This window comes from Methylomonas sp. MgM2 (assembly GCF_054172045.1).
The window spans coordinates 1-14200 of record NZ_JBSYXO010000015.1; the positions used below are offsets into that span (position 1 = coordinate 1).

General features: G+C 51.9%; 9 protein-coding genes. 5 read left to right on the forward strand and 4 right to left on the reverse strand.

The window, feature by feature from the left end; all coding sequences use genetic code 11:
• Positions 1–192 precede the first annotated feature (192 nt).
• The 3 genes from ACW73I_RS12490 to ACW73I_RS12500 form a co-directional block, all read right to left on the reverse strand.
• The gene (locus tag ACW73I_RS12490) at positions 193–3066 is read right to left on the reverse strand and encodes an SNF2-related protein (protein ID WP_458029710.1); all 2874 of its coding nucleotides are present in this window, start codon (positions 3064–3066) and stop codon (positions 193–195) included.
• Positions 3067–3419: 353 nt separating this feature from the next.
• Positions 3420–4184 (reverse strand): ABC transporter permease, encoded by a 765-nt coding sequence (locus ACW73I_RS12495; RefSeq protein WP_458029711.1) that lies wholly within the window; start codon positions 4182–4184, stop codon positions 3420–3422.
• Positions 4181–5086 carry an ABC transporter ATP-binding protein gene (locus ACW73I_RS12500; RefSeq protein ID WP_458029712.1) on the reverse strand — a complete coding sequence of 302 codons (906 nt, stop codon included), beginning with the start codon at positions 5084–5086 and terminating at the stop codon, positions 4181–4183. The genes ACW73I_RS12495 and ACW73I_RS12500 overlap by 4 nt, the downstream gene beginning before the upstream one ends.
• A gap of 117 nt (positions 5087–5203) precedes the next feature.
• Between ACW73I_RS12500 and ppx the strand changes: the two genes are divergently transcribed.
• The 5 genes from ppx (at position 5204) to ACW73I_RS12525 (ending at position 11463) form a co-directional block, all read left to right on the forward strand.
• Positions 5204–6700: an exopolyphosphatase gene (gene ppx, locus ACW73I_RS12505; protein ID WP_458029713.1), complete on the forward strand. Its 1497-nt coding sequence runs from the start codon at positions 5204–5206 to the stop codon at positions 6698–6700.
• Positions 6701–6703: 3 nt separating this feature from the next.
• Positions 6704–7969 (forward strand): hypothetical protein, encoded by a 1266-nt coding sequence (locus ACW73I_RS12510; RefSeq protein WP_458029714.1) that lies wholly within the window; start codon positions 6704–6706, stop codon positions 7967–7969.
• Positions 7970–8118: 149 nt separating this feature from the next.
• Positions 8119–8472 carry a SirB2 family protein gene (locus ACW73I_RS12515; protein WP_458029715.1) on the forward strand — a complete coding sequence of 118 codons (354 nt, stop codon included), beginning with the start codon at positions 8119–8121 and terminating at the stop codon, positions 8470–8472.
• A 223-nt stretch (positions 8473–8695) separates the two neighbouring features.
• Positions 8696–10738, forward strand: a complete 2043-nt coding sequence (gene fusA, locus ACW73I_RS12520) for an elongation factor G (protein WP_458029716.1) — start codon at positions 8696–8698, stop codon at positions 10736–10738.
• Between the two features lie 65 nt (positions 10739–10803).
• Positions 10804–11463, forward strand: a complete 660-nt coding sequence (locus tag ACW73I_RS12525) for an SOS response-associated peptidase (protein ID WP_458029717.1) — start codon at positions 10804–10806, stop codon at positions 11461–11463.
• 6 nt (positions 11464–11469) lie between these two features.
• Here ACW73I_RS12525 and ACW73I_RS12530 read toward each other — a convergent pair whose 3' ends face one another.
• Positions 11470–14139: an MGH1-like glycoside hydrolase domain-containing protein gene (locus tag ACW73I_RS12530; protein WP_458029718.1), complete on the reverse strand. Its 2670-nt coding sequence runs from the start codon at positions 14137–14139 to the stop codon at positions 11470–11472.
• Positions 14140–14200 lie beyond the last annotated feature (61 nt).

The window sequence follows — 14200 nt, forward strand, 5'->3', positions numbered from 1 at the left end:
ATCACGTGGCGGTGTAGGCGCGATTGCTAGCCAGGGATGGCTAGCAATCTTTCCCGCCGGAAGCCGACACTCTCCGGGTTTCTTTCCTTTTACGAAAAAAAATTATTAATTATCTTCAGATGCCATATTCATTAATCGGCTTAAACTCTTCAGAGATTTGTCGGACAATTGCGATTTGATAATTTTTTACGATTATTTCAACTCCCATTCTATGGAAAACAGTAGTTGATCTTGAGTCTTCTGCTGAAGCTGTTGCTCCAATTGCTCAATCAAGCCATTTCGTTGCGATTCGATTTCATCCTGCCGATCAAACAATTCTCTTCGCAGCTTATTGCGTTTGGTTTCCAGTTCCCGTTGGCGTTTTTGCCAATGCAGTTTTTCATCCAATGTCGGCGCAGTGGCGGCGGTACGGCGAATCTCTTTAACTTCGCGATCGATTTCCTTGATTTCCTGTTCCAGACCGAGCTTTAGATCGTCCGCCCAAGCATCCAGCTTTTCGACTTCTTGTTGGAAGTAGCCGAGATTGCGTTGGTTGATTTCGCGGAGTAGAGCCTGCTTGCGATTTTCAAGGTCTTCGCTCAGTAGTGCTGGCAACTGGCCTTCAATATTGGAGGTGTTTGGAGTGACAACCGCTGGAAAACGTAACAATTTTTCGGGATCGTCTTCGACCAATATTCCACCGTCAGTAGTGCTGGCCGCCACAATCAGGTACTGCTCCAGGTTACCCAAGGCTTCGACACTCAGCAGCTTGACCACTAAAATGCCGCTTTGTCCGCGATAGGCTTTGAGTGTGCTGACTTGAGTGCCATAGGCGTCGTAATCGAAACTCAAGCGGGCAACTGGCAATTTCCGGCTTTTGGCCAGCGTTGTAACCCATTCGGCTAATGGGTGGCCGACTCGATACAGATGAGCATCGCCACTACGTCTTGGCAATTCGTAGCGCCCCAATTCGATATGTGACAACTGCGGGTCCGGGAGGTGGAGCAATTTAAAGCCGCCGTCATCGAATTCGGCACAATCATTCAGCTCAGCCCGGCTTATATCGAGCAGCATTTTCTCGTAGCGATTGCGTGTGGCGACGCTGTCTTCAGCGCGCATACGCAATTTTTCCTGCACTTCCTCGTCGAAGTTTTCCAACAGCAATTGCCGCGTCTTGACCATCGCTTCGCTGATCTCGCAGGAAAGATCGTTTTGCAGTTGCTGAAAACTGGCCTGAATGGCTTCCGGTTCGCGGCAGTTTTGGTAAATCTCGGCGATGCGTCTTTCAAAGTCCACCCCGGAACCAATCGCGCCGAGCACTTCGTCGCTAGCGCCAAAGACACCTTCGAAGAGCTGAAACTTCTGCGCCAACAGTTCGTAAACGCGGGCATCGGCTTCGTTACTGCGATCCACGAAGTTGACCACCACGACATCGAATTTTTGGCCGTAACGATGGCAACGGCCAATACGCTGTTCGATGCGTTGCGGATTCCAGGGCAGATCGTAGTTGATCACCAAGGAACAGAATTGCAGGTTAATGCCTTCGGCTCCGGCTTCGGTGGCGATCATGATGGTGCCGCGTTCTTTGAACTGTTCAACCAAAGCGGCGCGCGTATCGGCGGTTTTGGAACCAGTGATGCGGTCGGTGCCTTGGTGATGCTGGAGCCATTCTTTGTAAGTGATTTGTGCGCGCGCATCGCTGTTGGTACCGTTGAACAGCACGATGCCGTTACCGTAATCGGTCTCTGCCAATAACGAGAGCAGATAATCCTGGGTGCGTCTGGATTCGGTAAAGATGATGGCTTTTTTCGGCGCATCGAGTCTGTCCAATTCAGCAAAAGCACGTTCCAATGCGATTAGCAGGGCCTTGCCTTTGGCGTTGTCGCGAATGTTGGTCGCCAACTTTTTGAAGTGGAGGAGTTCTTGGATTTCTCTAACAATCGCAGTCTGTTCGTCCGTATGTGAACGTTCATTGAATGGTCCAGATTCGTCCCATTCGTCGGCAGTTTCTTCCAGAGACTCGTAATCGGCATCTAATTCGTCAGCCAAGTCAGGCACATCTTGAGTGGGCTCCAGTATGCGTTGCAGGCGATTTGCCATGGTATCCAGCGCGCCGGCAATAGCATATGTAGACGACGCAAGCAGCTTCCACAGGACCAACGAAATCAGTTGACGCTGGCTGTCGGGCAGTGCTTTTAAATTGGGACGGCGCAAATAATCCGCCACCAGTGCCGATAATTCGCGTTCTTCAATGGAGGGTGTGAATTCTTGAACGATGGCGCGTCGAGCGGTGTACGACACATAAGGCTGGACTTGCCGCCGTAGTGTGCGCTTACAAATAGGCGTCAAGCGAGCACGCAGGCCGGCAAACGCAGTGTCACGGGCTTGGCTGCTGAATTGCGCTCTAAAGCTATCCAGATCACCAAACACCCGGTCATCGATGATGCTGACCAAGCCGTAGAGTTCCAGTAATGAGTTTTGTAGCGGTGTTGCGGTCAATAACACTTTGGAATGCACGCGCTCGAACGCTTCTTTCAGCGTCTTGCCGATAACGTTGCTGGGCTTGTAAACATTGCGTAAACGGTGTGCTTCGTCGAGTACCACCAAATCCCAATTAACCCGGCGCACATCATCCACTTTGGCTTTGGCAAATTGGTACGAACAAAGTACCGGTCCCTGGTCGTATTCGAATGGGTTGCGGATGCCTTGTTTGCGTAATGCGTTGTAACTCTTGGTCTCCAAGATGATGCCTTGCAAGCCGAATTTGTCCTGTAATTCTTGATGCCATTGCTTACGCAGGTTTGCGGGAACGGTAATCAGAATCCGCCGACGGCGTTCCGCCCAGTGTTGTGAAATCACTAGGCCGGCTTCTATGGTTTTACCAAGCCCTACTTCATCGGCCAGAATTACGCCGCGAGAAAGCGGGTTCTTGCAAGCAAACAATGCCGCCTCGACCTGATGCGGGTTAAGGTCGACTTGGGCATCAACCAAGGTCGATGCCAACGATTCCACGGTATCGCCGGCCGAACGACGGGTCAGAAGATAAGCGTAGTACTGGGTTTGGTAAGGCGTAAGCATCTGCGCCATATTCGAACAAATATCCTAGTTTTTATTTCGGCTTCTATGCAGATGAAGGCATCCGATCAAATTAACTTCCATGCCCAATATCTTAAACCATGAATTTATCTTTAAAAAACGCTACGAATTCAGAAGAAAATAATGTGGTCGCAGCCGTTGCAAGTTCTCTCAAGTATACGCGGGCTTTCAAAACAAATTTTACGCCTTGTTTGCTGCGCTGCGGGACTCAGTCGGGCAACGCCTATGGTTTACGTTGCGGCTACGAGGCCCCGAAGGGTCACGGCCGCTCGCTGCATCGTCGTTTGCTGCCGGTAATTAAAGGTCGGGGCATACTAAAAGTTCGGTAGGGCCGGCCCATGATCTCAGCTCTTAATCCCGACGCCTTTATGCAGCAACCACAGACTCAGCAGGCCTAAAAACAGAATGAAGCCGACCGTCATCGCAAAGGCCAAAACAATATCGACGTCGGTCACGCCGATCAGGCCGAAACGAAAGGCATTGATGATGTAAAGAATCGGATTGCCTTGGGCGATCAGTTGCCAAATCGGCGGCAGCATCGCCAACGAATAAAACACGCCGCCCAAGTAACTCAACGGCGTCAACACGAAGTTCGGGATGATGGAAATATCGTCGAAGCTATCGGCAAATATCGCGTTGATAAAGCCGGCCAGCGCAAACAAAGTCGCGGTCAATAACAATACCGCCAGCGCAATTTCCCAATGCAGGACTTTTACATGAGTAAATAGCGTCGAAATCGCCGTAACCACGCCGCCCACCATGACGCCTCTGGCGATACCGCCGCAAACGTAACCGGTTAATATCACCCAATTGGGCACCGGCGACACCAGTAGTTCTTCGATATGGTGTTGAAACTTGGTGGAATAGAAAGACGACACGACATTCGAGTAGGAATGACTGATGACCGACATCAAGATCACGCCCGGCACGATGTAGTCCATGTAGCTGACGCCATGCACGGTTCCGATACGGTCGCCTATCAATGTTCCGAAAATCAGAAAATACAAGGCCGTCGTCACGGCCGGCGGCAGCAGGGTTTGCGGCCAAATACGCGTGAAACGGCGGATTTCCTTGGTCAATATGGTGGAAAAGGCGACGGAATATTTCATTGCACCAAATCGATAAATAATTGTTCGAGGCGGTTGGATTTGTTTTTCAGGCTCAACACGTCGATCCGCGCTGCCGACAACTGCTGGAACAGCTTGTTCAAGCCGAGGCTCTTCGGCACCGCGACATTCAGCGCCCTGCCGCCGACCAATTCGAGTTCGTAGCCGTCGATGACGGGCGCAGCGGCTAATTCTTGCGCGACATCCAATACGAAATGATCGATATGGATGCGATTCAACAATTCATTCATGGCCGACTTTTCGATAATCTCGCCGTTATTGATAATGGCGATGTTGCGACACAGGCTCTCGGCCTCTTCCAGATAGTGAGTGGTCAGTATGATAGTGGTGCCTTGGCGGTTCACGTCCTGCATCATTTGCCACATGGCCCGGCGGATTTCAATGTCCACGCCTGCCGTGGGTTCGTCCAGAATCAACAGGCGCGGTGCGTGCACCATGGCCCTGGCTATCATCAAACGCCGCTTCATGCCGCCCGACAACTGGCGGGATACCGTATCGCGTTTATCCCATAAATCCATTTGTTTCAGACATTGTTCGGTCTGGGCCGCTGCCTGCTTGCGCGGAATGCCGTAATAACCGGCTTGGTTCATTACGACATTCCGGACGGTTTCGAATTGATTGAAATTGACTTCTTGCGGCACCAAGCCGATACAGCTTTTCGCGCCTTCGTTATCGCTATCCAAATCATGCCCGAATACGCTGACCGAACCGCTGCTCTTGGTCACCAACGAACTAATGATGCCTATCAAGGTCGATTTCCCGGCGCCATTGGGGCCGAGCAACGCAAAAAAATCGCCGCTTTCCACCTCAAGATCTACGCCTTTTAAAGCCTGAAACCCGTTCTTATAGGTCTTTTTTAGGTTTTGAATGGATAAAGCCTTCATGGGGTAGTTTATAATGCGGACCTGCTAGAATGGGCGCTCTCAAGCAAAGGGACCGCCGAAAAGCGATGGATTTTAACAGAATTCGTTACCAGCCTAAGCACAAACAGGAAGAAAATCTTGCCAAACGCAATCCCAACGAATGTTGCCGCTGTTGATCTGGGGTCCAACAGTTTCCATATGATTATTTGCAGTCTGCAAGACGGTAAATTGCAAACCCTGGACCGTTTAAAAGAAATGGTGCGGCTGGCGGCCGGGCTGGATCAGCATAAAGTGCTGGATCAAGCAACCCAGGAAAAGGCATTGGCCTGTTTGGAACGCTTCGGCCAACGCATCAGAGATTTTCCGCCCAACAGCGTTCGCGTCGTCGGCACCAATACTCTACGCCTGGCTAAAAACGCGGAAGAATTCATACGCAAGGGCGAAAAAGCCCTGGGCCACCCCATACACATCATTTCCGGCATCGAAGAAGCGCGTTTGATCTATCAGGGCGTCGCTCACAGCCTGTCTAGCAACGCCAACAACCGCTTTGTGATGGATATCGGCGGCAGCAGTACCGAATATATCATCGGCAGACAAGACACGGCCCACACCAAGGAAAGCCTAAACATGGGGTGCGTGACGGTAAGCCAGAACTTTTTCAAGAACGGCGAGATATCAAAAAAGGCCTTTAGAAAAGCGACGCTATTCGCCGAGCAGCAGCTGGAACCCTTTCAAAATACGTTCAATAGCCGACACTACGATGAAGCCATCGGGGCATCCGGCAGTCTGAAAGCGATCAACAATGTGCTGGAAACGGCCGGCTTCAGCAACAATGGCATCACCTTGGACGGCATCGAAAAACTCGTATTGCATTTGTTGAGCTTGCATCATTGCGACCAAATCGCCCTCCCGGCCCTGAGCATCGAACGCCGGCCGGTATTCATAGGCGCCGTGGCGATCGTCTATGCCACCTTCAAGACTTTGAACATCCAACAGATGACGGTATCCGACGGCGCTTTGCGCGAGGGCTTGATTTACGACTTGCTCGGGCGTATCTACGATCACGATACCCGTTCCCAAACCAGCCAAATCATCGCCGAACGCTACCACACCGACAAGCGCCATGCCGAACGGCTAAAGCAGACGATACGCTACATAGTCTCGCAGCTCCAAGACCATCCGTGTTTCAACGAGAATAATCCGGCCGCTTTGCAATTCTTGGAGTGGGCGGCGGAATTGCATGAAATCGGCATCGAAATAGCGCACAATCAATACCACAAACATAGCGCCTATATTATCGAAAACGGCGACTTTGCCGGCTTCTCCAAACAAGACCAAATATTGTTGTCGCGCCTGGTGCGGAATCATCGCAAGAAATTCAATCTATCCCGCTTTGAAGATTTACCCGCGCCCTGGAACAGGCATGCGCCCATTATGAGCGTCGTCTTCCGCTTGGCTTACCTGTTGCATAGAAACCGGCACGCCGAGTGTCCGGAGTTTAAAATCGGTATCGACGGCAAACACGTCGACCTGACATTCCCGGAACAGTGGCTGGAGCAAGCGCCGCTGACCCAAGCCGATTTGAATCAAGAAATTCAATATCTTAAGGACGCAAAGTTCTCGCTCTCGTTTTAGTCTATGCTGAAGTCGTTTACCGTTCCCCGGCCGATCAAACGACTGATCTTTGCCGGCCTGATCGTTTTCATATTGTTCAACTTATTATTGTTATTCGCATTGGACAATTCGCCTTTGTCGAAAATTCACCATGGCCTGAACCGCGATGATATCGAGAGAGCCAAACAATTGCTGCAGGTCAAACCGGAAGAACGCGAGCAAATAAAAACGGTCACGCTGAATCAAAAGGACGTCAATATCGCGGCCAGCTATCTGCTGAATCACTTCGTAGAAAACACGGTGCAGATACATGTCGGCAAGAATTTGGTGTTTGCCCAAGTTGCGATCTTCGTTCCGCAAACGATTTGGGGACGCTATTTGGATTTCAGTTTCAAGTTGATTCAAGACGGCGGCAATGTACACATCAAATCATTCAAAATCGGCGAAATATCGGTACCTGACTCCGCCGCCAATTTCTTAATCCCCGCCATTGCCCGCTCCACGCCGTTAAAAACGTATTGGCAAGTGGGCGAGAATTATATTAAAGACGTACGGTTTACCGAGGAAGGCCTGCAAGTGAGTTACCTGGGCGCTATCGTCGAAGCCGCTAAACAGCTGGCCATACGGAAGCACCGCGAATACCCCAATCTGCATCTGTATCAGCAGCAAATCAACGACATTGTCAGTCAACACGATCCGGGCTGGCTTTTATCGCTAACCGATTTGTTGCAGCCCTTGTTCGCGTCGGCCTATCAGCGTTCCGACGAAGACACCGCCATTCGGGAAAATCGCGCCGTGATCATAGCCGTGGGCAGCTATATCTATAAACAGGAGTTGCGCCGCTACCTGCCGCTCGGTTTGGTCTACAGCAAGGAATATCCGGTTTACGCCTACAAACGTATCGACATCCCCCAACACTTCATTGCATCCGCGCTGCTTGCAGCCATCGATGCTTCCTTATTGGGAGAACGCGTGGGTATCGACAAAGAATTAGGCGACGCCGAAAAAGGCAGCGGCTTCAGCTTCATCGATTTGGCGGCCGACCGCGCCGGCACCCGCTTCGGCCAGCTGGCCATCGCCTCGCCGAAACAAGCGCGGGAGTTACAACGCGCGATGTCGGAAGCCAAAGACTACACCGTCATCCTCCCGAACATTAAAGGCCTGCCGGAGCAAATGGACGAACCGACATTCAAGCATCGCTTCGGCGACCCAGCCAGCCCGCTTTACCGAAACATGATTGCCGAAATCGACGATCGGATTGACTCATTGGATTTATATAAAAAACGCTGAACGTACCCGCAATTCGCCTTTCACACGACAGTCTCATAGAGGAAGCGAACAACGCTTGCACCGCCTTGACAACGAAAAACGCTTGCTGAATAGACTTCGATAACAGATGATCGCGCTTTGAATTCCTAACTTCCGAACCGGACCTTACCATGAAACATTTACATTTATTATTTGTTGTCTTAGTCATCACCAGCTACCTGTGGCGCGTATACTTGGCCGAAAAAAAGCCCGCCATGCTGGCGGAAAAATGGATCAAGCTATTGCCTCACGGATTGGCGGCCGGCTTGCTGTTGTCGGGCATCACCCTGGTCTTTCAAGGTAATTGGTCGGAAAATTACGGCTGGATAGTCACTAAAGTCTTTCTGATGTTCGCCTTCATCATTTTCGGCATCTTTAGCCTACGCCAACAAGGCCAACGCCGTTGGATCGCATTTGGCATGGCGCTGTTTTGTTTTGTTTACATCTTACGCATCGCGGTCACCAAACAAGTGTTTTTCATTTAAGCCCGAATCGGTGTCCGCATCCGTCTAAACATGCTGCTTAGGTCACCATGGGGCTGTTTTTTTGATCGTGGCGACCGGCCGGCGTGCGGCCCCGGCCTAAACTCAGCTCGCATTACTTGCTCTGACTGCTTTTCGCCCTGCCCCGCGCATTTGCTCAATTAACAGCCCCGGCTGGCGGCCAACGGACTACAATAGGTTTACCGCCACTCAGTCAGGAGAGGTTATGCCTAACTACACCACGAATGCGATCCGAACGGTCGCCCTGGTCGGCCACGGCGCGGCCGGCAAGACCAGTTTAACCGAATCCTTGTTATTTTCCGCCGGCATCGTCAATAACAAAGGTACGGTCGAAAAAGGCAATACGCTGTGCGACTTCGATCCGCAGGAAAAAACCATAGGCCATTCGCTGCAAAGCGCCGTCGCGCACCTCGAACACGAAAACACCTTGATTCATTTGATTGACACGCCCGGCTATCCGGATTTCGCCGGACAGGCAATTGCCGCTTTGGAAGCCGTCGATACCGCTATCGTCGTCGTGAATGCCCAAACCGGTGTCGAACTGATGACCGAACGCATGCTGCGTTGGGCAAAGGAGCGCAAGCTGTGCACGATGATCGTCATCAACAAAATCGATGCCGATAATTTGGACTTGCCGGGTTTGGTCGAACACATACGATCCGGCTTCAACGGTTTGGTATTGGATCTGCCGGCCGAGGGTTCCAGGGAAGTGGTCGAAGTGATGGAACACGATAGCGGTAGCGTGGATTTCGGTTCGGTCGCTACCGCCCATCGCGAACTGATAGAGCGCATCGTCGAAGAAGACATGGCGCTTCTGGAAAAATATTTGGAAGAAGGCGAAGAACCTAAGCCGTCCGAAATGCATACGCCGTTCGAAAGTGCATTACGGGCCGGTTTTACCCCCATTTTATTCACTTCGGCTAAAACCGGAGCCGGCGTCACCGAACTGCTTCATATCATCGCGAACTTAGCGCCTAATCCCGCCGAAGGCAATCCGCCGCCGTTCTATAGAGCGCTGCCGGACGGCTCCACAGAAACCTTTCAAGCGGTTCCCGATCCTGACAAACACGTACTCGCGCATGTGTTCAAGATCGTCAGCGACCCTTATATGGGTAAAGTCGGCATATTTCGCGTGCACCAAGGCACGATCAAACCGGACGCGCAATTGTTTGTCGGAGACGGCAAACGTCCTTTCAAAACCACTCATTTGTACCGGTTGCAAGGCAAGGATTTTCAAGAAGTGGATGCGTTGATTCCGGGCGATATCGGTGCTGTGGCTAAGATCGACGAAATCGAGTTCGATAGCGTGCTGCACGATTCGCACGACGAAGATTTCATTCATTTAAAACCGATGAAATTTCCGCAAGCCATGGCAGGTTTGTCCTTAGAAACCAAGCGCAAGGGCGACGAACAGCGTTTGTTCGATGTCCTCGACAAACTGGCAATGGAAGACCCGACTTTCATCGTCGAGCGCCGCCCGGCCACCAACGAAACGGTCATCCTGGGCCTGGGCGACGCCCATCTGAACGCCAAGCTGGAAAAGATGGCGAACCAATATAGATTGGAGGTGGAAACCAAGCCGCCTTTGATTCCGTATCGGGAAACGGTCAGCCAGGCGGCGGAGGGCCATCATCGCCACAAGAAACAAACCGGCGGCGCCGGCCAGTTCGGCGAAGTATTCTTACGGGTCGAACCGTTGGAACGCGGCCAAGGCATGGAATTCGTCGACGCGGTCAAAGGCGGCACGATACCCGGCGCGTTCATTCCCGCAGTCGAAAAAGGCGTACGCCAAGCCTTGCAAGATGGAGTTGCCGCCGGTTTTCCGGTGGTCGATTTGCGCGTGACTGTGTATGACGGCAAGACACATTCGGTTGACAGCAAGGAGATTGCTTTCGTTATCGCCGGGCGCAAAGCGGTCATCGCAGCCATCCAAGCTGCAAAGCCCTTAGTGTTGGAACCCATCGTCGATATCGAGATCACCGCGCCTGAAGCGGCTATGGGCGACATCGCCGGCGACCTTTCCGCTAAACGCGGCCATATCACAGGCACCGACGCTAACGGACAAAGCAAGGTCATCGTCAACGGCAAAGTGCCTTTGGCGGAGCTAAACGACTATCAGTCTCGCTTAAACTCACTGACCAGCGGCCGCGGCCATTACACGATGGCGCTAAGCCATTATGCGGCCGTACCGCCTCATGTTCAGCAACAATTGACGGCAGGATTTAAGCTTAAAGAGGAGGATGAATAAGGACTTGGGCTTTTTCATCATGGCAAAAAAAACAACAACCCGCTCCCTCGACCGAACGACTCATCATGTGCGGACGTTATAGCCTGACGGCAACTGCGGAACAGATCGCCGAACATTTTAAATTACAGCGGCAGTTTGTTTTTCAGCCCTCCTTTAACATCGCTCCGGCTCAAAAAATCCTGAATATCGTCGAACTGGAGGATCGATCCCGCAAGGCAATCAACCTGGTTTGGGGATTGGTGCCGTCCTGGGCGAAAGACAGCAAAAACAGTTCGCATTTAATCAATGCGCGCATGGAAACGATTCGGGAAAAACCGTCTTTTCGCTCGGCCTTCAAACAGCGGCGATGCCTGATACCCGCGACAGGTTTCTTCGAATGGGCCAAGTACGAAAAAGGCAAGCAGGCCTTTAACGTTCATCTCCCCGATCATCGGCTGTTTGCTTTCGCGGGACTGTGGGAACAATGGCAGCACGAAACCGAAACCTTGTACTCCTGCACGATCATAACCAAGGCAGCGACCGATTTGATGCAAGCCATACACGACAGAATGCCGGTAATCATCGCGGAACAACATTATCACCAGTGGCTGGATAAGCAGACAGACACCGGCCGGGCCTATGACCTGCTCGACAATCAGGCTTATTCCGAAATGCGGGCGACGCCGGTCAGCAGCTGGGTGAACAACCCACTGCATGATGATGAGCGCTGCATTAAAGCGATTTAGCGCCGTTTAGCTAGATGCTTGCTTTTTCCGGGCATTTTTGATTAACAGCAACGCAACCAACGCCGTCCAACCGGTTTGATGAGAAGCGCCTAAGCCCTGCCCCGTCTCGGCGTGGAAATATTCGTGGAATAGCGGCAACCCCTGCCAGTGCGGATCGTGTTGTAAAGGGCTGTCGATAGGGTATGCCGGAATCAGACCATTGCCGTTACGGCGAAATAAATCGATTAAGCGTTCACCAAGATGAAAGTTGATTTCGTCTAAGGTCAAATCATACGGCGCCAGATTTGGCACCGACACTTTAAAATTATCGCCCAGATAACGATGGAATTTTTCCAATGCTTCGATCAACGAGTAATTTGTCGGAAACCATACCGGTCCGCGCCAGTTTGAATTTCCGCCGAACAAAACGGAATTCGATTCGCCGGGAACATACTCGATCAAGGCCTGGCCTATGCCCGGCAACAAGCCCAAATCGCGCCGTTCGGCATGAACCCGGCTCAGACTGCGAATACCGTAAACCGATAGAAACTCCTGTTCACTGAACACGTGCTTCAAGATACCGGGTAGCATGGTATGGTCCACCAACGATAGAAGATGCTCGCCTTTTTCATTCGTGTGCTCGGGACAGGCGCAAATAGTATGGCCGTCGAACATGCCGCCGCGGTGCTCGTAAATCATTTCGCGAAATCTGGGGACGCGCTCAAGCATCTTGGCATCGACCACTTCGCAGGCAAATAACGGAATGATACCTACCCAGGAAAACACATCGAGTCGGCGACATGCGCCGTCCGCTGTCAAAATCAGATCTTTAAAGAATTGGTCGTCTTCGTCCCATAACGACATGCCATGATCGCCGAAACCGGCAATCGCTCTGCCAATAGCCAGAAACTGGGTATAGCATTGGATAGCGATATCTTCGTAGGCGCGCCCGGCGCTTGCCAATTCCAAGGCCATCATGGTCATATTCAGCGCGAACATCGCCATCCAGCCGGTGGCGTCGGCTTGTTTTAAGCGGTAACCGGGCGGCAGCGGCCTGGACCGATCGTATACCGAAATATTATCCAAGCCCATGAATCCGCCTTCGAATAGGTCGTGATGCTCGCTATCTTTGCGGTTTAACCACCAGGCGTAATTCAGTAACAGCTTATTCAGCACCCGCTGCAAAAAGTCAAAATCGGCTTTCCCGGTTCGCTCTCGTTCTATACGAAATAGCGACAACGCGGCTGCCGCGTGTACCGGCGGGTTGGTATCGGAAAAATCCCATTCATAGGCCGGCAGATGACCATTCGGATGCAAATAGCGTTCGTTCAGCAACAATTCCAGTTGCTGTTTAGCAAAATCCATGTCGACCGCCGACAAGGCAATGGCCTGATAAGCCAAATCCCAGCTGGCAAACCAGGGATACTCCCAACTATCCGGCATGGAAACGATGTCGTGTGCTTTCAGATGGCGCCAATGCCGGTTGCGTATGCCCAACCTTTCCGGCGGCGGCTGAATTTTGTCGCCATCCTGCCAACGCGCCAGGTCGAGTTGATAATATTGTTTGTTCCAAATTAGACCGGCTAAGGCTTGACGTAAAATCCGCCTATCCTGTTCGGGTACCGTGCCAGGCAAAAGACTTCGATAAAACCCGTCGGCCTCCCGCCGTCTTTTTTGCACAACGGCCTCGATTCCGGCCTGCGTCAAGATTGTTTCGTCGTTGGTCAATACCAGGTCGACGACTTCTTCGGCACCCCGTTGTAGGACCATTCTATGCCACGCAGCGCTTTTACTGCCCCGCTTTTGGGGATTAACGGCCGCATGCTCGCCATCAACGACATACCGGTGAAAAGCATCTTTGACGTAGGGAGACTTATTCGGATGCCTCCATAACTTTTCGGTATTGCTGTCATTCTCGGTAAACAATAGTTCGGCGGCTTTGTATCCGTATAAGCGGTATGAGCCCAATTCGGAACAATAGCCCTCGATAGACCAAGCGATACCCTCAGCCGGGTCGCCGACTATCAGTTGCGGTCGCTGCGAACCATAACCCCAATCCCAGCTATTCCGATACCATAGTGTCGGCAGCACATCCAAGCTCGCGCTTTCGGGCCCACGGTTTGCGATACAAATGCGGCATACAATGGTCTCGGGAGAATGTTTGGCATAAACGACATCGATGTCGAAGTAGCGATTTTGCTCAAAAATACCGGTGTCGGTCAGTTGGTACGGCGGCTCATCGCGACTACGTCGGCCATTTTCCAGCACCAGCTGATCGTACGGAAACGGCGACTGCGGGTATTTATAGCGGTAATGTAAGTAGCTGTGGGTAGGCGTGGCGTCCAAGTAAAAGTAGGCTTCCTTGACATCTTCGCCATGATTGCCTTCATGACCCGTTAATCCGAAGGCGCGTTCCTTCAGAATTGGGTCACGACCATTCCAAAACGCCAGCGCGAAACATAAATTCTGATTTGAGTCGCATATGCCGGCTAGGCCGTCTTCGCTCCAGCGATACGCTCTCGAACGTGCGTGCTCATGCGTGAAATGCGCCCAGGCGTTTCCGTCAGCGCTGTAATCCTCGCGGACTGTACCCCAGGCTCTTTCAGAGAGATACGGTCCCCATAAATACCAGTTTTCGCTACCGGTCCGTTGAGCTTTGAGTCGAAAAGGCTCTGCGGCATGGCGGTTGTTTTTCATATTTGCTCGTGGGCCGGGGAAACAAAACTAAGTTCTTACGATTATAAAGAATGTCCCGGCG

Bases quoted from the DNA above. Each gene is read 5' to 3' on its own strand.
- ACW73I_RS12530 (WP_458029718.1), bottom strand. From the start codon at position 14,139: ATGAAAAACAACCGCCATGCCGCAGAGCCTTTTCGACTCAAAGCTCAA.
- ACW73I_RS12510 (WP_458029714.1), top strand. From the start codon at position 6,704: ATGCTGAAGTCGTTTACCGTTCCCCGGCCGATCAAACGACTGATCTTT.
- ACW73I_RS12515 (WP_458029715.1), top strand. From the start codon at position 8,119: ATGAAACATTTACATTTATTATTTGTTGTCTTAGTCATCACCAGCTAC.
- ACW73I_RS12525 (WP_458029717.1), top strand. From the start codon at position 10,804: ATGTGCGGACGTTATAGCCTGACGGCAACTGCGGAACAGATCGCCGAA.
- ACW73I_RS12490 (WP_458029710.1), bottom strand. From the start codon at position 3,066: ATGGCGCAGATGCTTACGCCTTACCAAACCCAGTACTACGCTTATCTT.
- fusA (WP_458029716.1), top strand. From the start codon at position 8,696: ATGCCTAACTACACCACGAATGCGATCCGAACGGTCGCCCTGGTCGGC.
- ACW73I_RS12500 (WP_458029712.1), bottom strand. From the start codon at position 5,086: ATGAAGGCTTTATCCATTCAAAACCTAAAAAAGACCTATAAGAACGGG.
- ACW73I_RS12495 (WP_458029711.1), bottom strand. From the start codon at position 4,184: ATGAAATATTCCGTCGCCTTTTCCACCATATTGACCAAGGAAATCCGC.